Raw genomic sequence first — 20,822 nt, 5'->3', positions numbered from 1 at the left:
ATTTCCGAGTTGCAGTCGATTATGCATTCGGTGAGACTAACGGTCATGCAACAATCCAGCGGCAGGCACGACAACACCACCGGCACACAGGACATTATCCTCGGGGTGATTCTCGTCGCCGCCGGGATTCTCGCGATCGTGTTCGCGTGGGGTGCGGTGTCCTACCTCACGGCGCTGGTCTCCTTCGTAGCCGGCGGGTGGCTCGCGGCCAGGGGAGTGGGAAAGAACCGATCGGGCTAGCGCTCTGGATCGGTCACCTCGATCATGAACCGGGCCACGCCCGCGGGGTCCTCCAGCCAATCGCGCATGGCCCGGTAGGCGAGGGTGCTTTCCAGATCTATCGCGGTGCTCAGCGCGTCCTGGGTGATCTCCACAATGTGAGCTCCGGGAATGGCGAGGAGAATCGGCGAGTGGGTCACCATGATGATTTGCGCTCCCCGCTGGCTAAGCCGGTGCAGCATCGCGAGCAGCGCCATCTGCCGCACTGCCGATAGCCCCGACTCCGGCTCGTCGAGCAGGTACACGCCGTCAGGTACGAACGTCTCCACCAGTGTCATCACGGATTCCCCGTGGGACATGTGGTGGAGATTATGCGCATTGGGACCGTCATCGCCCAGCTCCGTGGCGTGGTCGAAGTGCTTTTCCGCGCGAAGGAAGTAGCCCTGCTTAGCGCGCGGGCCCGTTTCCACCCGCACAGTGTGAAACAACGGGTCCGGGAAGCCAGCCGTTTCAATCCTGTATGCGCCGCCGGCGGTGTTGAACCCGTACCCGCGGGCGATGGCGTGCAACAAGGTTGACTTCCCCACGCCGTTGTCGCCGGTGATGACGGTGACGGGGTGCGCCAACTCGAGGCGGCCGCGGGCCAGAAGGTGCGCCACAGCCGGGACGTCGCGCACCCACGGCTCGGCGCGTGGGCGTTCGCGCACGCTGAGTGCAGTGATGAACGTCATTGCTGGACCAGGTAATCGGCGGTTCCCCGCGGGTCGGAGGTGAAATCCTCCCACGCCCGCACTGCCTCAGACTCGTCGTACATCACGGGTGACAAACCGTCGCCGGTCATCTCGAACAGCTGCGCCCCTGGTATCCCGAGCAGCACCGGGGAGTGTGTCGACATGATGACCTGGGCACCGCGACCAGCCAGGTGCCACAGAATGCCCAGAAGTTCGAGCTGCGCGAAAACGGACAGGCCGTCCTCCGGTTCGTCGAGAAGCACCAGCGTCTCGGGGCTCAGCCTCTCCCGCAGGATGCGCAACAACCCCTGGCCGTGACTGAGTTGGTTCAGGTTGGCGAAGGGTTCGTCGACAAGGGTTTCGTAATAGCCCGCGAGGCCCGAATAGGTTTCCCCGCGCAGAAAAAATACGTCGCGGGGGTTGCGCGGTCGGCGCAGGGCGAGTGCGCGCCACAGGTCGGAGACGGGATCCTCCACGGAGCTGAACCGCGCATTGCGCGACCCGCCCTCGGGGTTCGCCCCGGCAGCGACCGCGATCGCCTCGACGAGAGTGGACTTGCCGGAGCCGTTCTCCCCGCTGATCGCCGTGATGGGTCGGGTGAGTTCTAGCGGGGAGGCGACGAGCGAGCGCACCACGGGCAGATCCGCGAGGTACCCGCCCACGTGCGCGTCGACGCTAATCTTGTCAACGAACACGCTCCAAGCCTAGCGGCACTCGAGACCTACTTGCCGTGTGGGACGACGACCGCGCGGCCGGAGATGGCGCCGTCGACAAGCTGCTGGTAGGCGTCGAGCGCCTGATCCAGCGGGAAGGTGGTCACCGGGGGCACGATCTGGCCGGCCTTGTACATGTCGACCACCTCGTGGAGCTCCTCGATGGTGCCCCAGTAGGTGTTCACCAGCTCGGCCTCATACGGGGTGGTCAAAAACGCCCATTCGTAGGGGGAGAGGTTGCCCAGGCCGACGATGGTGACGCGGCCCTGGCGGGCGACGGACTTCATTGCGGTGCCCACGGTGGCGCCCACGCCGACGAAATCGAAAACCGCGTCGACGCCCCTGCCGCCGGTGATCTCCCGGATGCACTCCACTTGGCCCTCGCCGCCCGCGACGGTGATCGCGCCGAGCTTCTCGGCCTCCGCCATCGCGTCTTCCTTCATGTCGGTGGCGATGATGGTGGCCCCGGTCAGGGCGTTGAGAATCTGTACGCCGATGATCCCGAGGCCTCCGAGGCCGATAACCAGGGCGAATTTCCCGCCGCCGTTGAGGGTGGGGAGCGCGAGCTTGATGGCGTGGTAGGGGGTCAAGCCGGCGTCCGCGAGTGGGGCGGCGCTCACCGGGTCGGCGTCGCCCAGCGGGACGAGGTTGCGCGCGGGGACCACCACGTATTCGGCCATCCCGCCGTCTAACCCGAGGCCGATTGCGGCGTAGTCGAGCTTGTCCGCGTTCTCGCAGTAGGTGTCCTGCCCGCGGCTGCACGCGCGGCAGACGCCGCAGCCGACGGGGCCGTAGACGAGGTAGGCGGCCCCGACTTCGATCCCGTTGACGCCCTCGCCGACCTCCTCCACCCAGCCGGAGTTTTCGTGGCCGAGGGTGAACTCAGGATCGACCTTCGGGTTGATGCCCTCGTCGAACTCGTGGAAGACGGCCACGTCCGAGTGGCAGGCGCCCGCGCCGGCTACCTTGAGCAGTACCTGGCCCGGGCCCGGGGTGGGTTTGTCTACTTCCTTAATCTCGGGGAAGGTGTGGTATCCGATGTGTCGTACGGCTTTCAAGTGTGCTCCTTACGTCTCGCGTGGGGTGTTCGTCCCCGACCGTACGGCGAAATCCCAGGTGGAAGCGGTTTTCAATAGTCCTGAGCATTTTCCTCACCCTGTGGATAACTTCGAGGGAGCAGGCGCTTGTCGACGCCCCCCGGAACCCCGTATCTCCCCCGGCCGGAAGAGTCAAACCGTGAGGTGAGAGAGTTATGCACGGCTATCGCCCACGGGGGACATCTGAATATAATCGTCTTGACGAGGCGCTTTGCTGGAAAGCGTGAGCCCACGCGGGCCAATTGTCCCCACGTTATCCACAGGTAGTGCACACGGATGTGTGCAGCCCCCTGCACAACGTCCCCTTTGTGCACAGGCCCTGTGGATAACTTCCGTCCGGATGTCCCGGAATGGTCCGCGGCGCTGTAGGATCATGACCGAAACGTCAAGCGGGAGGGATGGTGCGAGATGGCCCAGGGCAGTCACGCGACGAGTTTCGACGACTCGGCTGATTTTGTGCTGCCGCCCGAGCCCGTCGAGGAGGGGCGGTCGAACTTCAACCGCTCCCGCTCCGATCTGACGGAATACCGGCAGCCGCCCCACGACGAGCGCGCGGAGCGCGGCGTGATCGGCGCGATGCTGCTCAGCCCGGATACCGTTGTCGACGTTATTGATGAGCTCAGCGCCGAGGATTTTTATTTCCCGGCCCACCAGCTCATCTTCGGTGCGATCGTGGACTTGTATGCGAGCGGCTCCGATATTGACGTCCTTATCGTCGCCGGCCGCCTCGACCGGTTGAACCAGCTAGAGAGAGTCGGCGGCGCCCCCTACCTGCACACGCTGATCTCTGAGGTCCCGACGGCCGCGAACGCGCGCTACTACGCGGAGATTGTCACGGAGAAGTCCCTGCTGCGCCAGCTGGTCAACGCCGGGACAAACGTCGTCCAGCTTGGCTACGAGGGTGAGGACGGCATGGAGATCGAAGCCCTGGTGGACAGGGCCCAGCAGGAAGTCTTCAAGGTGTCTAAGAAGCAGAGCGGCGACGATTACCGCGTGCTCTCCGACCTGCTCAAGCCGACGATCGACGAGCTGACGGCGATCGCCAGCGGCGGCGGTCTCGAAAAGGGCGTGCCCACCGGCTTCCTCGACCTCGACCGCCTGACCAACGGGCTGCACGCGGGGCAGATGGTGATCATCGCGGCGCGACCCGGTGTGGGCAAGTCCACCCTGGCGCTCGACTTCATGCGCTCGTGCTCCATCAACCACGGAAAGACCTCGGTGATCTTCTCCCTGGAAATGAGCGCCTCCGAGATCATCATGCGCATGCTCTCCGCCGAAACCGAGATCAAGCTTTCCTCCATGCGCTCGGGCCAGATGGAGGAGAACGACTGGGAGAAGCTGACCACCCGGCTCACGGAGATCCAGGACGCCCCGCTGTTTATCGATGACTCTCCGAACCTGACCATGATGGAGATCCGCACCAAGGCGCGCAGAATCAAGCAGCAGCACGGCCTCGACCTCATCGTGCTGGACTACCTCCAGCTCATGAGCTCCGGGCGCAAGGTGGAATCCCGGCAGCAGGAGGTATCTGAGTTCTCCCGCCAGCTCAAGCTCCTGGCCAAGGAGCTCGAGGTGCCGGTTGTCGCCATCTCCCAGCTCAACCGCGGCCCGGAGGCGCGCACCGACAAGCGCCCCCAGCTCGCCGACCTGCGCGAGTCGGGCTCGCTGGAGCAGGACGCGGACATGGTGTTCCTGCTGTACCGCCCGGACTCCCAGGACCGTGATGACGAACGCGCGGGCGAGGCCGACATCATCGTGGCCAAGCACCGCGGCGGCCCGATTGACACGATCCCGGTGGCTCACCAGCTGCACTACTCGCGGTTTGTCAATATGGCGCGCGGCTAGCCGGGTTAGCCGGGTTAGCAAAGCCTAACCTGCGGTGACACCGGACGAAATGATGTCTATTCTCAGTTTCAGACGCGCCACTTCGGCGCCCTGATCAGAGAGACAACAGGGGAGAGATCAATGTCCGTGCGACGTATCAACGCATCCGAACCGTGCGCGCGCACGGTCGCCAGCCTCGACGACAACATCACCGTCGCCGATACCGGGAACTCGACGGTGCTCTACAACCTGCCCCGCGACATCGACGCGATTGATGACGTCGTGGGAACCCCGCGCCGCGGCGGTTTCGGGCGCAGGCTGCGGCAGCTCTTCGGCCGCGGCGCCTAAACGCCGGGGCGGACTAGCTCAGGGCACGACCGCGCTGCTCCGGCAGCGTGAACGCGGCCACGCACGCGACCGCAAAGGCCACGGCGAAGACGGCGAACACAGCCGTCGTCCCGCCGAACGCGAGGACCGGGGGAACGAGCAGCGGCGCCAGGATGGAGCCGATCCGCCCGAACGCCGCGCCCGCGCCGGTCCCGGTAGCCCTGATCTCGGTGGGGTAAAGCTCCGGCCCGATGGCGTACAGTGCGCCCCAGGCGCCCAGGTTGAAAAACGACAGGAGGCAGCCCGCGGCGATGATCTGCCACTCGGCCGACGCCAAGCCGTAGAGCAGGGCGGCTACGGCCGACCCGGCGAGGAAGACCGACAGGGTCTTGCGGCGCCCCCACACCTCGATCAGCCAGGCCGCCGCCGCGTAGCCCGGAAGCTGGGCAAGTGTGATGATCAAGGTGAAGGTGAAGGACTTCACCAGGGTGAACCCCTGGCTCACCAGAAGCGACGGGATCCAGATAAACGCCCCGTAGTAGGCCAGCGAGACGCAGAACCAGACTATCCAGAAAGACAGCGTACGACCGCGCAGCTCCTTGCCCCAGATGCCACCCGTGAATTCCTCGGGCTCCTCGTGGGGGAGGGCATCGACCTCCAGGGGGTGGACCTCTGCCTCGAAGGACTGGACGATCGCCTCGGCCTCGTCGTGGCGCCCCTTGGATTCGAGGAAACGCACGGACTCGGGCAGGGATAGGCGGACGACGATGGCGTAGACGGCGGGCACGGCCCCGAGCGCCAGGCCCCAGCGCCAGCCGTTGTCGCTCTGAGCCACAACGAAGGTCCCGATGACGGCTGCGGCGATCCACCCGACCGCCCAGAAGGCCTCGAGCAGGACGACCATGCGTCCGCGCACGCGCCGGGGGGAGAATTCGCTCACCAGCGTGGAGGCCACGGGCAGTTCCGCGCCCAGCCCGAGGCCGACGATAAAGCGGAACACCATGAGCACACCCACGGAGGTCACCAGGGCCGATGCCCCGGTGGCGATGCCGTAGATGAGCAACGTGGCGGCGAATACCTGGCGCCGCCCGAGCTTGTCGGCCAGCAATCCGCCCAGGGAGGCGCCGATGGCCATGCCGACGAATCCGATGGAAGCGATCCATGAGGTAGTGGATTTGTCCAGCTCCCAGTGCACCGCTAGGGCGGCGATGATGAAGGAGACGAGCCCGATGTCCATCGCGTCGAGCGCCCAGCCGATGCCGGAGCCGACGAGGAGGCGGCGGTGTTTGCGTGTCACCGGCAAGCGGTCGAGGCGCTCGGTGCGGGTCAGGCCCTGGTCCGGTGCACCGTGGAGGGTATCTGGTGTTGACTGGGTCACAGCTGGAAATGCTACACCGTCATTGTCGGTCACCTATTACTTCCCCGATACAGGGGCGAAACGGCGCAGACGCAGCGAGTTCATGACGACGAACACGGAGGAAAACGCCATGGCGATGCCGGCGAGCATGGGGTTGAGCAGGCCGACTGCCGCGACGGGAATGAGCAGCGCGTTGTAGGCGAAGGCCCAGAAAAGGTTGCCCTTGATGGTGCGCAATGTGCGCCGGGACAGCCGGATGGCGTCGACCACGGCACCGAGCGAGGTGTTTATCAGGGTGATGTCGGAGGCCTCGATGGCGACGTCGGTGCCGGTGCCCATCGCCAGGCCTAGGTCGGCCTGCGCCAGCGCGGCGGCGTCGTTGACCCCGTCGCCGACCATCGCCACGTTGCGGCCCTCGCCCTGCAGGCGCTTGACCACATCGACCTTGCCCTCAGGCATGACACCGGCGGTGACGTTGGCGGGGTCGATGCCCACTTCCTCGGCCACGGCGAGGGCGGCGCCGGAGTTGTCGCCGGTCAGCATCACCGGCTCCAGCCCCAGGCCGCGGAGCTGGGCTACAGCGGCGGCCGACGATTCTTTCACGGTATCCCGGACGGAGATGACGCCCACCACGTCCCCGTCGACCTCCACGACCACGGGAGTCGTGCCGTCTTCCTGTGCGGACGCGAACACGGTTTCCAGCTCCCCGAGCTCGCCCACGTCGCTGGGCGGGCGGCCGACGCGCACCTGGTGGGCGTCGACAAGCGCGCTCACCCCGAGGCCGGGTTCGTTGCGGAAGGAGCTGGCCTGCGGCGCGGTCGGCGCGGCGCGGACAATCGCCTCGGCGATGGGGTGCTCGGACCCCGCCTCGGCCGCCGCGGCCAGCTCGAGCACGCGGTCGGTCTCCCAGCCGCGGGCGGCCGCGACGCCGACCACGCCCATGTCGCCGGAGGTGATGGTGCCGGTCTTGTCCATCACGATGGTGCCCACCTGGCGGGTCGATTCGAGCATTTCCGGGCCCTTGATAAGGAGCCCCAGATGGGCGCCACGGCCCGTGCCCACCAGGATCGCCGTGGGGGTTGCCAGGCCTAGGGCGCAAGGGCACGCGATGATGAGCACCGCCACCGCGGCCGTGAACGCCGTGACGGTGTCGTGCCCGGCGAGGAAATGGCCGACGAGTGAGAGAACGGAGATCGCGATGACCGCGGGGACGAAGACGGCCGAGATGCGGTCGACGAGACGCTCCACGGGGGCCTCGCCAGCCTGGGCGTCCCGGACCAGCCGGGCCATCTGGGACAGCGTGGTGTCGGAGCCCACGCGGGTCGCCCGGGCGACGAGGCGCCCGGAGGTGTTCAGAGTCGCGCCGGTGACTACCGAGCCGTCGGAAACCTCGACGGGGACGGACTCCCCGGTGAGCATCGACTCGTCCACGGCGGAATGACCGGCGACGACGATACCGTCCGTGGGGATCTTCTCGCCGGGGCGAACCACGAACTCATCCCCCACGACGAGCTGGCTGGTGGGGATGCGCACCTCGGTGCCGTCGCGAAGCACGGAGGCCTCTTTGGCGCCGAGGGTGAGAAGGTCGCGCAGCGCCTGGGACGACTGGCCCTTCGCCCGCACTTCGAACCACCTCCCGAGCAGGAGGAACGTGATAACCACGCAGACGGTTTCGAGGTAGATTTCGTCGCTCGCGTGGTGGCCGGGCGCAAGGCTCATCTCCATCACCATGCCGGGCTCGCCGGCGGTGCCGAAGAACAGGGCCCAGATGGACCACAGGTATGCGGCGGCGGTGCCGAGCGTGATCAGCGTGTCCATCGTGGTCGCCCCGTGGCGCAGGTTCGTGATCGTGTTGCGGTGGAACACCGCTCCGCCGGCGAAGTACACCAGCGTGGTCGCGGCGAGCGCGGCCCACTGCCAGTTCATGAACTGCCAGGCCGGGACCATGGACACCAGCAACACCGGCAGCGAGACCAACGCGCACCAGATCACGGTGTTTTTCAGGCTCTCGGCTGTGCGCTCGCGCGCGGAATCGAGGGCATCGCTTGCCGACGCCCCCTCCTCGCGCTCGTCTCCTCCCGGAGGCGCCATGGCGAACGCGTCGTACCCGGCCCCGCGGATCGCCTCAATGAGTTCGTCGGGCGCGGTCACACCGGGGTCGTAGTCCACCGTCGCCGTCTCGGTGGAGAAGTTCACAGCGGCTTCGACGCCGTCGAGCTTGTTCAGTTTGCGCTGCACGCGCTATGAGCACGACGTGCAGGTCATACCTGTCACGCCGAGCTCGATGTGCTGCAAGTTCGGTGCGATCATACCACCACACTATACCCCTAGGGGGTATGAAACCAGGTTTACTTCAGGGAGTAACCGGCCTCGTGCACGGCCTTAGCCACCTCTTCCGCGGAGAAGCCGTCCCCGGAGACCTCAAGGGCGCCGGTTGTGTGGTCCACGGACACATCGGTGACGCCGGCGATGGCCGACACCTCCTCCTTGACGCTGGCCTCGCAGTGGGTGCAGGTCATGCCCTCAACGGTGAACTGGCGAACAGTCATTGTGATGTCCTCTCTCGTACTTTTGTCTTTGTATTGCGCAGGCGGGTCGCCCGCTTACCATAGGCGCCATGGTAGCGGGGAATAGTGAGAGCGTTGCTAGGGTTGGAAACTACTGGAAGCGATTGATTCCCAAGAAACCAAAGATGAGGAGTTTTACCTAATGGCAACCATCGACGTTACAGAGGACACCTTCGAGCAGACCGTTAGCGCGGAGGGGACGGTTTTCGTCGACGCGTGGGCTGACTGGTGCGGACCCTGCAAGGCTTTCGCCCCGACCTATGAAAAGACGTCCGAGGCTCACCCCGACGCCACCTTTGCCAAGCTCGACACCGAGGCAAACCCGCAGATCACGGCCGCCCTTGAGATCCAGGCCATCCCGACTCTGATGGCCTTCCGTGACGGCATCATGGTATTCCGCCAGTCGGGTGCTCTGCCGCCGGCCGCTTTCGAGGACCTGGTCGGCCAGGTCAAGGCGCTCGATATGGACGACGTCCGCCGCCAGATCGCGGAGCAGAACAACCAGCAGGACTAAGTAGACCCGCCCGCCGACTAGGCACCACAAGCGCACTCACCCTCCCCGGGTGGGTGCGCTTTTTGCGTAGACTCGGCGGTGCTTAGCACCCGATGAAAGGATCGATGAACCATGGCAAACCCGTTCAGCAAGGGTTGGAAGTACCTGATGCAGTCGTTCGATACCAAGATTGATGAGAACGCCGACCCGAAGGTCCAGATCCAACAGGCGGTGGCCGGAGCGAAGAAGCAGCACGCGGAGCTGAGCCAGCACGCCGCGAACATTATCGGCAACCGCAACCAGCTGCAGATGAAGCTGGAGCGGCTCATCTCCTCCCAGGAGGACCTGCAGACCAAGGCGCGCACGGCGCTCCAGGCAGCAGACAAGGCGAGCGCGGAGGGTGACGCAGAGAAGGCGCGGGGATTCAACGAGACCGCCGAGGTCATCGCGGCCCAGCTCGTCTCCGTGGAGCAGGAACTTGAGCAGACCAAGCAGGCCTACGCCGCGGCCGAGCAGGCCGCGACGGAGGCACAGCAGAAGCAGAAGCAGTCCGAGGCACGCCTCCAGGAGCAGCTCAACCAGGTGTCTCAGCTCGAGTCGCAGCTCAACCAGGCCAAAATGCAGGAGCAGACGGCCGCCACCATGGACACCCTTAACCAGTTCGGGGGCAACGACAACGTTCCCACCCTCGACGGGGTGCGCGACAAGATCGAGCGCCGCTACGCCACGGCGCTCGGTGCCCAGGAGCTGGCGAAGGGGTCCATGACCGACCGCATCGCGGAGATCGAGTCGGCGGGCACGGACGTCGCCGCTTCCAACCGTTTGGCGGAGATCCGCGCGTCCATGTCCACGGGCGGTGCCGCCGGAACGGAGCTCGAGGCAGGGGAAAAGGAACCAGCCGCCGAGCTTCCTGAGGCGGACGCCGAAGCAGCTGGCGGGGCAGCGGGCGAGGAGAAGAAGGACTAACTCCTTCGCCTCGCCCTGCTCCGGGCTACCGGCTGCGGATGTTGATGAGTACCCCGCGGATGCCGGAATGGAATCCGTCACGCAGATTCACCCGCTGGTGCTCTGTGAGGGTGTACTCGTGCAGCGTTTCGCAGGCGAACTGGAGCAGCGGCCTGTCGATCTCAGGCGGGAGCCCGCCGCCGGAGAGCATGTGGGCCTTGTCGCGCTGCTCTGATGAGGCGGCGTTGTCGTACCACCACGTCGCGTACTGCTGCCCCACGTCAAAAGGCGTCTGGAAGCCCGCGGACGTCCACACTTCCTCAGGGAGCGGAACGTAACGGGAGCGCAGCTTCCGGCGCGGTGCCATCATGGAGGGCTTCGGCGTCGGCTTGGCTCCGCCCGCCGCGACGTCCAGTGGCGACGGGGCCGGGCGTGTGCCGGACATGTTGGCGTCGGTGTTCGCCTGGACCTCAGCCTCGGAGGGCTCCTCACAAATGTCGGCCTCTGTGTCCTGGTCGGCGGTGATGTTGCCGGCAGAGTCCGGGAGGATCAGCGGGGACGCCGACTTGGTGGCCTCCGCGGCCGCCGGGTTTTCGGGCTTGTCCGAGGCCCCCGTGCTCGGTGTGTTCTCTGCGCTCTCCGGCTGTCCGCGCAGCGGGTCCGGGCTGAACCCGGGGACGGCCGTGGGGCCGCGGTCTGTGTCGAGCGGCTCGGCGTCGTTAAGCGGGCGTTCCCGAAACACGGGCGGAAGCGGTCCCTCGAGAACCTGCAGCTGCATGGCTTCCGAGAAATCTTCGCGAGGATCCAGGATGGTCGTCGTGTCGCAGGCGTGGCGCAGGGCAGACGACATGGAGTCCCAGCCGAACCCGTAGAGGTGGACGCGCACACCGTAGTTGGTGGCTTCCTCCACCCCCGGGATCATGTCAGCGTCGCCGGAAATGAGGACGAAGTCGGCGAACTGTTGGCGCGTGGCGTGGATGACCAGGTCCGCCACGAGCCGGGTGTCCACAGCTTTCTGGGTGCGCCTCTCGCCCCACTCGATGAGCTGGCCGGTGCGCAGTTGCACCCCGTCGCACTGACGCAGAGCGCGCTGGTAGCGGTGCGGGCCGGAGTCGGGTATCCCGTCATACCAGTACTGGCGGTGAATGGGTTGGTGTAGTTGGTAGGTCACCATCGAACCGATGGTGGAGACTACTTCAGGCAGATCAATTTCTAATTGTGCGCGTGCACCGATTTCCCACGAGTTGTAAAAACTTGCGAGCAAGTATGAGGTGTCCACGAACACAAGCGTGCGTTCAAACATGGCTCCTAAATTCCGATTCTTTAGTGTCTAAACATTCTTTTACTTAAACCAGTGTGCACGATGAACGCCCCTCTCGTCACATTTTTCAATGGGGACAGGGGTAGGGCCCCCGTGCATTTGGTTGTGGTTAACCAACGAACCAGCCGGCGGTTTCGTTCCCGCGCTGTAAGGTTGGTTACTTGATTAACCAACCAGCGAAGGCGGTAGCCGGATGAATTCCGATGTCGAGCCCTTGTTTGTCCAAGTGGCGCGGTTCGTGCAGGACCTCATCGTGGAGGGCTCGCTCGAGCCGGGGCAGCGGGCTCCGTCAACCACCGAGCTCGCGGCCTTCCACGAGATCAACCCGGCAACCGCACGAAAGGGCCTGAGCTTGCTTGTCGACGCCGGCGTCCTGGAGAAGCGACGCGGAATCGGCATGTTCGTCACCCCTAGAGCACGAGAGGTGGTGTTGGAAGAACGACGACACGACTTCGCCGGCGACTTCATCGCGCCGCTTATCGACGAAGCCCTGCGCCTCGGATACTCCCGCGAGAGCCTCCAAGATCTCGTCGGTAGGGTCGCGGAAAGCCGCGGCATGTACCGCTAGCTTTTTGTGTGTTGTGCTGGGGGTTTGTGTTTGGTGGTGGGGGTGTGTAACTTTGTGTGAGTCAGCGAGACCGACAACGCCCCGCCGGATGATGTTCTGGTGAGATGGCGGACAGGAAAACTACCGCTGGTGCTTCCTTTGATTGGCTGCGATTGTTGTCGTGGTTGGTTTTGGGTGTGCGTGTGTTGTGTGAGAACTCGATAGTGTGCCAATGTACTTTTGTTTTTTGTTTGTGGTTTGTGTGGTTGTGCATTGTGGTGTGTCTGCTCATGTTCTGCGTTGTGTGGGGTGTGGGTGGGTGTGTGCCGGTTGTGGTGTCGTGAACCTTTGATGGCGGCATTGCTGGTGGTTTCACCGTGATGTGTGATTGTTTCAGATCGCATTTTTTTGCTGGCCCTGGTTTTTCCTCGTCGGATTGTGGGGTCAGTGTTTGTAGGTAATTTTAGGATTGGCCAGTTCATTGCCCTTGCTGTGTGTGGGGGTGGTGGTTGGTTTGTTTGTGGTTGGGTTTGGGCTTTTCACGCCTGGATGTTTCTGCTGAAATGTTTTTGTGGAGAGTTTGATCCTGGCTCAGGATGAACGCTGGCGGCGTGCTTAACACATGCAAGTCGAACGGAAAGGCCGAAGCTTGCTTTGGTACTCGAGTGGCGAACGGGTGAGTAACACGTGGGTGATCTGCCCTGTACTTCGGGATAAGCTTGGGAAACTGGGTCTAATACCGGATAGGAGCTGCATGTTGGTGTGTGGTTGGAAAGCTTTTGCGGTATGGGATGAGCTCGCGGCCTATCAGCTTGTTGGTGGGGTAATGGCCTACCAAGGCGTCGACGGGTAGCCGGCCTGAGAGGGTGTGCGGCCACATTGGGACTGAGATACGGCCCAGACTCCTACGGGAGGCAGCAGTGGGGAATATTGCACAATGGGCGCAAGCCTGATGCAGCGACGCCGCGTGGGGGATGACGGCCTTCGGGTTGTAAACTCCTTTCGCCAGGGACGAAGCGCAAGTGACGGTACCTGGATAAGAAGCACCGGCTAACTACGTGCCAGCAGCCGCGGTAATACGTAGGGTGCGAGCGTTGTCCGGAATTACTGGGCGTAAAGAGCTCGTAGGTGGTTTGTCGCGTCGTTTGTGTAAGTCCACGGCTTAACTGTGGGACTGCAGGCGATACGGGCATAACTTGAGTGCTGTAGGGGAGACTGGAATTCCTGGTGTAGCGGTGAAATGCGCAGATATCAGGAGGAACACCGATGGCGAAGGCAGGTCTCTGGGCAGTAACTGACGCTGAGGAGCGAAAGCATGGGTAGCGAACAGGATTAGATACCCTGGTAGTCCATGCCGTAAACGGTGGGCGCTAGGTGTGAGTCCCTTCCACGGGGTTCGTGCCGTAGCTAACGCATTAAGCGCCCCGCCTGGGGAGTACGGCCGCAAGGCTAAAACTCAAAGGAATTGACGGGGGCCCGCACAAGCGGCGGAGCATGTGGATTAATTCGATGCAACGCGAAGAACCTTACCTGGGCTTGACATACACTAGATCGCTGTAGAGATACGGTTTCCCTTTGTGGCTGGTGTACAGGTGGTGCATGGTTGTCGTCAGCTCGTGTCGTGAGATGTTGGGTTAAGTCCCGCAACGAGCGCAACCCTTGTCTTATGTTGCCAGCACGTTGTGGTGGGGACTCATGAGAGACTGCCGGGGTTAACTCGGAGGAAGGTGGGGATGACGTCAAATCATCATGCCCCTTATGTCCAGGGCTTCACACATGCTACAATGGTCGGTACAACGCGTGTGCGACACTGTGAGGTGGGGCTAATCGCTGAAAGCCGGTCGTAGTTCGGATTGGGGTCTGCAACTCGACCCCATGAAGTCGGAGTCGCTAGTAATCGCAGATCAGCAATGCTGCGGTGAATACGTTCCCGGGCCTTGTACACACCGCCCGTCACGTCATGAAAGTTGGTAACACCCGAAGCCAGTGGCCTATCCTTGTGGGGGAGCTGTCGAAGGTGGGATCGGCGATTGGGACGAAGTCGTAACAAGGTAGCCGTACCGGAAGGTGCGGCTGGATCACCTCCTTTCTAAGGAGCTTTATTGTTTTGTGCCTGCCCCGTGCGCATGGTTGTGTGTGGGGTGTGGGTGTGGTGGTTGAGTCGCCGTGTGTGTGGCTGCCACTGTAAATATTAAAAAAAATTGTCCGGGTGGACGCGCACCGGCATGGGCTGTTGTGAGTGCCTTATGCGAGTGTCGCATCGTGATGTGTGTCCGTGTGGGCCGCAGGCAGGAAACGAGTGTGGGTGTGTTGGCATGCTGTTGGGTCTCTGGGGCAGCACGTGTGTTGTTTCCTTGTGGCCTTGCCGTGTGTGGCTGTGACTTTCCGGGTGTTTTCGGGGGGTTGTGGTTGTGCGGGGTGGGTGTGGTGTGTGAGAACTGTATAGTGGACGCGAGCATCTTTATTTTTTGTGTGTGTTTGTTTTTTGTGTGTGTTTTTTGTTTAGGGCGTACGGTGGATGCCTTGGCATGCTGAGCCGATGAAGGACGTGTGAGGCTGCGTTATGCCTCGGGGAGTTGCCAACTAAGCGTTGATCCGAGGATGTCCGAATGGGGAAACCTGGCACCAGTTGTGTGGTGTTACCTGCAGGTGAATTCATAGCTTGTGTGGGGGTGACGCGGGGAAGTGAAACATCTCAGTACCCGTAGGAGAAGAAAATAATAATGATTCTGCTAGTAGCGGCGAGCGAACGTGGATGAGGCTAAACCATGTGCGTGTGATACCTGGCAGGGGTTGCGTGTGTGGGGTTGTGGGATGCGATTTGTTGCAAGGGCTGCCACCTTTGCCTGCGCTTATGGTTGTGTTAGCGGAAGTCACTTGGGATGGTGCGCCGGAGTGGGTGAGAGCCCCTGTACGTGAAAGCATGATTGTGGTGTGGTGGATTGTGTCCCGAGTAGCAGCGGGCTCGTGGAATCTGCTGTGAATCTGCCGGGACCACCCGGTAAGCCTAAATACTCAGTGTGACCGATAGTGGATAGTACCGTGAGGGAATGGTGAAAAGTACCCCGGGAGGGGAGTGAAATAGTTCCTGAAACCGTGCGCTTACAATCCGTCAGAGCACCTCGTGTGTGTGATGGCGTGCCTTTTGAAGAATGAGCCTGCGAGTCAGCGGCATGTCGCGAGGTTAACCCTGGTGGGGTAGCCGTAGCGAAAGCGAATCCGAACAGGGTGTTGTAAGTGGCATGTCCTGGACCCGAAGCGGGGTGATCTACCCATGGCCAGTGTGAAGCAGCTGTAAGAGGTTGTGGAGGCGCGAACCCACTTAGGTTGAAAACTGAGGGGATGAGTTGTGGGTAGGGGTGAAAGGCCAATCAAACTCCGTGATAGCTGGTTCTCCCCGAAATGCATTTAGGTGCAGCGTTATGTGTGCTTGCCGGAGGTAGAGCTACTGGTTGGTTGAGCGGGACTATCATCTTAGCAATGTCAGCCAAACTCCGAATGCCGGTTGAAGTGGTGCATGGCAGTGAGACTGTGGGGGATAAGCTTCATAGTCGAGAGGGAAACAGCCCAGATCGCCGGTTAAGGCCCCTAAGGGTGTACTAAGTGGAAAAGGATGTGGGATCGCGAAGACAGCCAGGAGGTTGGCTTAGAAGCAGCCATCCTTGAAAGAGTGCGTAATAGCTCACTGGTCGAGTGGTTCCGCGCCGACAATGTAGTGGGGCTCAAGTACACCGCCGAAGCCGCGGCACATGCTTTTGTGTGTGGGTAGGGGAGCGTCGTGTATGGGGTGAAGCAGTACCGTGAGGGGTTGTGGACTGTGCACGAGTGAGAATGCAGGCATGAGTAACGAGTGGTAAGTGAGAATCTTATCCGCCGGATGACTAAGGGTTCCTGGGTCAAGTTCGTCTTCCCAGGGTGAGTCGGGTCCTAAGGCGAGGCCGACAGGCGTAGTCGATGGTTAACGGGTTGATATTCCCGTACCCGTGTGCATGCGTCAAAGGGTGAAGCGGTGATACTAACTGCTGTGCGTTGCCGCACTGTTCCGCCTTGTGCGGGTGGTGTGGTGGTAATCGGTGGGGCCTGAGTCGTGGTAGCCCAGTGATGGGGTGACGCAGTGAGGTAGCCCAGCCACTTATTGGATTGTGGTGTAAGCGTGTGGCACGAGTCCTTGTTAAATGCGGGACTCATTGTGTGTGAGGCGTGATGCGTAGCCCTTGTGGGTGATGTGGGTGATCCTGTGCTGCCGAGAAAAGCCTCTAGCGAGTGTGTGTACGGCCCGTACCCGAAACCGACACAGGTGGTCAGGTAGAGAATACTAAGGCGGTCGGGTGAACTGTGGTTAAGGAACTCGGCAAATTACCCCCGTAACTTCGGGAGAAGGGGGACCATGGTTGGTGATCAACTTTTACGGTTGTGAGCTGGTTGTGGTCGCAGAGAATAGAGGGGAGCGACTGTTTATCAAAAACACAGGTCCGTGCGAAAACGTGATGTTGATGTATACGGACTGACGCCTGCCCGGTGCTGGAAGGTTAAGAGGACCTGTTAGGGCATTTTGGTGTCCGAAGCGGAGAATTTAAGCCCCAGTAAACGGCGGTGGTAACTATAACCATCCTAAGGTAGCGAAATTCCTTGTCGGGTAAGTTCCGACCTGCACGAATGGCGTAACGACTCCCCTGCTGTCTCAACCACAGGCCCGGTGAAATTGCAGTACGAGTAAAGATGCTCGTTTCGCGCGGCAGGACGAAAAGACCCCGGGACCTTCACTATAGCTTGGTATTGGTGTTCGGTGCGGTTTGTGTAGGATAGGTGGGAGACTGTGAAGCTGTCACGCTAGTGGTGGTGGAGTCGTTGTTGAAATACCACTCTGACCGTAGTGGATACCTTAACCTTGGCCCATGATCTGGGTTGGGGACAGTGCCTGGTGGGTAGTTTAACTGGGGCGGTTGCCTCCCAAAGAGTAACGGAGGCGCCCAAAGGTTCCCTCAGCCTGGTTGGCAATCAGGTGTAAGAGTGTAAGTGCACAAGGGGGCTTGACTGTGAGACGTACGTGTCGAGCAGGGACGAAAGTCGGGACTAGTGATCCGGCACCAACGTGTGGAAGTGGTGTCGCTCAACGGATAAAAGGTACCCCGGGGATAACAGGCTGATCTTCCCCAAGAGTCCATATCGACGGGATGGTTTGGCACCTCGATGTCGGCTCGTCGCATCCTGGGGCTGGAGTAGGTCCCAAGGGTTGGGCTGTTCGCCCATTAAAGCGGCACGCGAGCTGGGTTCAGAACGTCGTGAGACAGTTCGGTCTCTATCCGCCGCGCGCGTTGAAACTTGAAGAAGGCTGTCCCTAGTACGAGAGGACCGGGACGGACGTACCTCTGGTGTGCCAGTTGTTCCGCCAGGAGCATGGCTGGTTGGCTACGTACGGGAGGGATAACCGCTGAAAGCATCTAAGCGGGAAGCCTGTTTTAAGATGAGGTTTCTGTTGAGGTTCCCTAGAGACGATGGGGTTGATAGGCCGGATCTGGAAGGTGGGTAACCATCGGAGGTGACTGGTACTAATACACCGACTAAAAACACGGGCAACCAAACAAACGATCAATGTTGAGCACAAGACTTTGTTGAGCACAAGATTTTATTGTGTGTGCCGCGTCCACTATGCAGTGTCTGACACACCACACCCCACAGTACGAGCGTGTACCCGGTGCAGGCCGCACCAACCGAACACGCAGCATGATTGTTGTGATCATGATTGCGGGGGTTGGGTTAATTGGATATGTGTTGTCGCATCACCACATCAAACAGGTGCGCACCGACCGGCCAGGCCGGTGTGTGCGCGGGTTTGTGTGTGGGTCGGCACGCCCCATTGGGTGTGTCGGTGGTTGATGGCGGCGGGGAAACGCCCGGTCCCATTCCGAACCCGGAAGCTAAGCCCGCCCGCGCCGATGGTACTGCCCCCGGGAGGGGGTGGGAGAGTAGGTTACCGCCGACCCAACAACTTCACAATCAACAAAAAAAGAAAATACTGTGCGCCCCGGCCACCACACCCCCACCACAGGGTGACTGGTGACCGGGGCACACACATATGCGCACACGGCGGTGGCACCACCCGGCAACACTAAACCCGCACCGTGGCCCTACCGTAAACCCCGCAAAGCGGAGTCGCAGCATTTGATTAGTGCGTTAGAGCCCCGCTGTGCGCGGATCGGATCTCTCGAGCAGTCCGCACCGCGGACCCGCAGGAGTAGCTGGCCGGCAACCTATCGCAGAAAGAAACTCCACGCTGCGGACTTTCAACAAGCAACGGCTAACGCGTTAACCCCACGGCGTGCGGTTCTCATCCCTCGAAAAGTCCGCAATGCGGACTTTCAACAAGCGACGGCTTAGCGGAGCAACCCACCACGAGACGTGCCGGGCGCGGAACAACACAGCAACAAGTCTGCAATGCGGACTTACCGTCCGGCGCTGCATGCCGAAAACTCCGCATTGCGGACTTCCCACCAAGTGCTGCTTATGGTTTGACCCCGTACATCGGGCCCTCCACCGGCGCCGCCTTTGAAAGTCCGCATTGCGGACTTCCCACAGGCGACGGTTAATGGATCCCCCGATGAGCACGGTGATGCGCGGATCGCGGTCTGCGGAAACTCTGCATTGCAGAGTTTCCGCTATTGTTCCCTTGCAACCACAAACTCCGCAATGCGGATGTCAGCGCTCTTCGAAAAGTAGCCCAAAACGCTCCTTGAAAAGTAGCCCACCCGGAAAAGATTGGATGGGTGATTTCATTGGAGGAATGGGCGCAGATCCGAGGTGCTGTTGCAAAGTTGGGGCAGTAGGAAGAGCGACGCGAAATAATCACAGCCATGGGTATCTTCTCCGGTCTTCATTTCCCCCGTGACATCATTCTGTGGGCAGTGCGGTGGTACTGCCGCTACGGGGTGAGCTACCGCGATCTGGAGGAAATGATGACTTCAGCGGGGCGTGCCGGTCGATCACACCACGATCTACCGCTGGGTCCAGAAACACGCCCCTGAGCTGGACAAGCAAACACGGTGGTACCGGCAGGTACCTGACTGGCAGGCCAGTTCCTGGCGGGTGGATGAGACCTATATCCGGGTCGGCGGCAGGTGGTGCTATCTCTATCGGGGGATCACCGCCGGGGTTGCGATGCTCCTATATTGTGTCAAGCGCTTTTCAGAAATTTTTCGTAGGCCGATGCTAATTCCGTCAACGGACGTTTTCCAGTCTCGATGTCACTGATCCTCGCCGGGGCACACCCCAAATGCTTCGAGGGTGTCAGATGGTTTGTGTGTGAGGGATTCCCCTCATACCAAGGAGATGAACCAGAATGACTACCGTGGCACGACGAAACCCAGAGGACTCCGCAAAGATCAAAGCGATCGAGGAAAAGCTCCTCGCCAATCCTGAGATGGCGAAGCTGATCGACGAGCTCGGCACCTCCACCACGGATGCCAACGATCTCGTCCGGGGCCTGCTCCAGGCCTCGATCAACCGGGGCCTCAACGCCGAGATGGATGCCCACCTCGGCTACCAGCACGGCGACCGGAACAGCAAGGAAGCCGCTGGTCAGAACAATTCCCGTAACGGTTCCTACCCCAAGCGGGTCGATTCGAACTACGGACCGGTCGATGTCGCTGTTCCCCGGGACCGTGACGGATCCTTCCTGCCGACAATGGTGCCCAAAGGATCCCGCCGGCTGACCGACGTCGACGACATGATCATCAGTCTCTATGCCGGTGGCATGACCGTCCGAGACATCCAGCACCACATGGCCACCGCCATGGGCGTGGACATCTCCCATGAAACAATCTCCGCGATCACCGATGCGGTCCTCGAGGAGGTCATGATCTGGCAGAACCGCCAACTTGATGAGTTCTACCCCGTGGTCTTCCTCGATGCGTTACGGATCAAAGTCCGTGACGGGGGCCGGGTGGTCAACAAATCCGCGTACCTGGCTATCGGGGTGGACATGGAGGGGATCAAACACATCCTGGGTATCTGGCTGGCTAAAGAGGAAGGAGCCTCGTTCTGGGCGCAGGTGTGTGCCAACCTCGCTACCCGCGGAGTGCACGATGTGTTCATCGTGTGCTGTGACGGGCTCAAGGGTCTGCCGGAGGCTGTGGAAGCCACCTGGCCGGATTCGATGGTCCAGACCTGTGTCGTCCACCTGATCAGGGCAGCAAACCGGTGGGTGGCCTATGGAGATCGTAAGGCGGTGTCCGCCGAGTTGAAGAAGATCTACACCGCCCCCACCGAGCAAACCGCTCTGGCGGCGTTGACGGAGTTCGAGGCCTCCGAGCTGGGGGAAAAGTATCCGCAGTCAGTCAAGGTGTGGCGCGATGCGTGGGACCGGTTCATCCCGTTCCTGGAGTTCCCACCGATGGCTAGGAAGGTGATCTACACCACGAACTCGATTGAGTCGATGAACAACGAGCTGCGTAAAGCCACCCGGAATCGGGTGCAGTTCACCAACGATGAGTCTGCGATCAAAACCTTGTGGTTGATGATCTGCAACATTGAGGACAAACGGGCCGCCAAGCGTGCTAAGCAGGGCAAACGGGTCGCGGCGACCAGCGGCCGGCTGATCGAGGGCAGGCGGGTGACGAACTGGAAGCAGGCCATCAACCAGATGTCTGTGGCTTACCCTGACCGCTTCGAGCCCTACCTCTAAT

At 61.6% G+C, this 20,822-nt stretch carries 14 protein-coding genes, 3 rRNA genes and 1 pseudogene; 11 read left to right on the top strand and 7 right to left on the bottom strand.

Annotated elements, in window-relative coordinates; genetic code table 11:
- Window positions 1–45 precede the first annotated feature (45 nt).
- Entirely contained in the window at window positions 46–240 is a 195-nt protein-coding gene (locus tag BLS40_RS07580) for a hypothetical protein (protein ID WP_092150805.1), read from the top strand.
- Here BLS40_RS07580 and BLS40_RS07575 read toward each other — a convergent pair.
- Genes BLS40_RS07575 through BLS40_RS07565 form a run of 3 tightly spaced genes read right to left on the bottom strand, consistent with a single transcriptional unit; the run spans window position 237 to window position 2,721 of the window.
- Complete coding sequence (locus BLS40_RS07575; RefSeq protein WP_092150802.1) at window positions 237–950, bottom strand: AAA family ATPase; 714 nt, start codon at window positions 948–950, stop codon at window positions 237–239. The genes BLS40_RS07580 and BLS40_RS07575 overlap by 4 nt on opposite strands.
- Window positions 947–1,645, bottom strand: coding sequence for an AAA family ATPase (locus BLS40_RS07570; RefSeq protein ID WP_092150799.1), 699 nt, complete (start codon window positions 1,643–1,645; stop codon window positions 947–949). Before BLS40_RS07570 ends, BLS40_RS07575 begins: the two co-directional genes overlap by 4 nt.
- A 26-nt stretch (window positions 1,646–1,671) precedes the next feature.
- Window positions 1,672–2,721 (bottom strand): NAD(P)-dependent alcohol dehydrogenase, encoded by a 1,050-nt coding sequence (locus tag BLS40_RS07565; protein WP_092150796.1) that lies wholly within the window; start codon window positions 2,719–2,721, stop codon window positions 1,672–1,674.
- A 447-nt stretch (window positions 2,722–3,168) separates the two neighbouring features.
- Here BLS40_RS07565 and dnaB point away from each other — a divergent pair, with 447 nt between their 5' ends.
- Together dnaB and BLS40_RS07555 are read left to right on the top strand one after the other, a co-directional pair.
- Entirely contained in the window at window positions 3,169–4,605 is a 1,437-nt protein-coding gene (dnaB, locus tag BLS40_RS07560; RefSeq protein WP_092150792.1) for a replicative DNA helicase, read from the top strand.
- A 120-nt stretch (window positions 4,606–4,725) separates the two neighbouring features.
- A complete protein-coding gene (locus BLS40_RS07555) occupies window positions 4,726–4,932 on the top strand; it encodes a hypothetical protein (RefSeq protein ID WP_092150789.1) in 207 nt (68 codons plus the stop codon).
- 13 nt (window positions 4,933–4,945) lie between these two features.
- On the opposite strand, the gene BLS40_RS07550 is transcribed toward BLS40_RS07555, so the two are convergent.
- From BLS40_RS07550 to BLS40_RS07540, 3 genes are all read right to left on the bottom strand, one after another.
- Window positions 4,946–6,289, bottom strand: coding sequence for an MFS transporter (locus BLS40_RS07550; RefSeq protein WP_092150786.1), 1,344 nt, complete (start codon window positions 6,287–6,289; stop codon window positions 4,946–4,948).
- 36 nt (window positions 6,290–6,325) lie between these two features.
- Window positions 6,326–8,506: a heavy metal translocating P-type ATPase gene (locus tag BLS40_RS07545; protein WP_231908420.1), complete on the bottom strand. Its 2,181-nt coding sequence runs from the start codon at window positions 8,504–8,506 to the stop codon at window positions 6,326–6,328.
- A 110-nt stretch (window positions 8,507–8,616) separates the two neighbouring features.
- Window positions 8,617–8,817, bottom strand: coding sequence for a heavy-metal-associated domain-containing protein (locus BLS40_RS07540; protein ID WP_092150783.1), 201 nt, complete (start codon window positions 8,815–8,817; stop codon window positions 8,617–8,619).
- 160 nt (window positions 8,818–8,977) lie between these two features.
- Here BLS40_RS07540 and BLS40_RS07535 point away from each other — a divergent pair, with 160 nt between their 5' ends.
- Complete coding sequence (locus BLS40_RS07535; RefSeq protein WP_092150780.1) at window positions 8,978–9,349, top strand: thioredoxin family protein; 372 nt, start codon at window positions 8,978–8,980, stop codon at window positions 9,347–9,349.
- Window positions 9,350–9,460: 111 nt separating this feature from the next.
- Window positions 9,461–10,294, top strand: coding sequence for a PspA/IM30 family protein (locus BLS40_RS07530; protein WP_092150777.1), 834 nt, complete (start codon window positions 9,461–9,463; stop codon window positions 10,292–10,294).
- Window positions 10,295–10,319: 25 nt separating this feature from the next.
- Here BLS40_RS07530 and BLS40_RS07525 read toward each other — a convergent pair whose 3' ends face one another.
- Window positions 10,320–11,576: an NYN domain-containing protein gene (locus BLS40_RS07525; RefSeq protein ID WP_092150774.1), complete on the bottom strand. Its 1,257-nt coding sequence runs from the start codon at window positions 11,574–11,576 to the stop codon at window positions 10,320–10,322.
- Window positions 11,577–11,787: 211 nt separating this feature from the next.
- Here BLS40_RS07525 and BLS40_RS07520 point away from each other — a divergent pair, with 211 nt between their 5' ends.
- From BLS40_RS07520 to BLS40_RS07495, 6 genes and pseudogenes are all read left to right on the top strand, one after another.
- Entirely contained in the window at window positions 11,788–12,162 is a 375-nt protein-coding gene (locus BLS40_RS07520; protein WP_092150771.1) for a GntR family transcriptional regulator, read from the top strand.
- Window positions 12,163–12,709: 547 nt separating this feature from the next.
- Window positions 12,710–14,230, top strand: a 16S ribosomal RNA gene (locus BLS40_RS07515).
- Between the two features lie 402 nt (window positions 14,231–14,632).
- Window positions 14,633–17,714, top strand: a 23S ribosomal RNA gene (locus BLS40_RS07510).
- A 292-nt stretch (window positions 17,715–18,006) separates the two neighbouring features.
- Window positions 18,007–18,124: ribosomal RNA gene (rrf, locus tag BLS40_RS07505) — 5S ribosomal RNA — on the top strand.
- Together the 16S, 23S and 5S rRNA genes form the textbook arrangement of a ribosomal RNA operon.
- A gap of 868 nt (window positions 18,125–18,992) precedes the next feature.
- A pseudogene (locus BLS40_RS10985) lies at window positions 18,993–19,290 on the top strand (IS6 family transposase); the annotation flags it as partial.
- Between the two features lie 187 nt (window positions 19,291–19,477).
- Window positions 19,478–20,821, top strand: coding sequence for an IS256 family transposase (locus BLS40_RS07495; protein ID WP_092150768.1), 1,344 nt, complete (start codon window positions 19,478–19,480; stop codon window positions 20,819–20,821).
- The last annotated feature ends 1 nt before the right edge of the window (window position 20,822 follow it).

This window comes from Corynebacterium mycetoides, from assembly GCF_900103625.1.
GTDB lineage: Bacteria > Actinomycetota > Actinomycetes > Mycobacteriales > Mycobacteriaceae > Corynebacterium > Corynebacterium mycetoides.
The sequence above is the reverse complement of the archived record's forward strand: the minus strand, read 5'-3'. Positions and strand labels throughout refer to the sequence as shown.

Excerpts from the sequence above, each read along its gene's own strand:
- BLS40_RS07530 (WP_092150777.1), top strand. The coding sequence starts at position 9,461 with ATGGCAAACCCGTTCAGCAAGGGTTGGAAGTACCTGATGCAGTCGTTC.
- BLS40_RS07575 (WP_092150802.1), bottom strand. The coding sequence starts at position 950 with ATGACGTTCATCACTGCACTCAGCGTGCGCGAACGCCCACGCGCCGAG.
- BLS40_RS07540 (WP_092150783.1), bottom strand. The coding sequence starts at position 8,817 with ATGACTGTTCGCCAGTTCACCGTTGAGGGCATGACCTGCACCCACTGC.
- BLS40_RS07580 (WP_092150805.1), top strand. The coding sequence starts at position 46 with ATGCAACAATCCAGCGGCAGGCACGACAACACCACCGGCACACAGGAC.
- BLS40_RS07525 (WP_092150774.1), bottom strand. The coding sequence starts at position 11,576 with ATGTTTGAACGCACGCTTGTGTTCGTGGACACCTCATACTTGCTCGCA.
- BLS40_RS07555 (WP_092150789.1), top strand. The coding sequence starts at position 4,726 with ATGTCCGTGCGACGTATCAACGCATCCGAACCGTGCGCGCGCACGGTC.
- BLS40_RS07520 (WP_092150771.1), top strand. The coding sequence starts at position 11,788 with ATGAATTCCGATGTCGAGCCCTTGTTTGTCCAAGTGGCGCGGTTCGTG.
- BLS40_RS07495 (WP_092150768.1), top strand. The coding sequence starts at position 19,478 with ATGACTACCGTGGCACGACGAAACCCAGAGGACTCCGCAAAGATCAAA.
- BLS40_RS07535 (WP_092150780.1), top strand. The coding sequence starts at position 8,978 with ATGGCAACCATCGACGTTACAGAGGACACCTTCGAGCAGACCGTTAGC.
- dnaB (WP_092150792.1), top strand. The coding sequence starts at position 3,169 with ATGGCCCAGGGCAGTCACGCGACGAGTTTCGACGACTCGGCTGATTTT.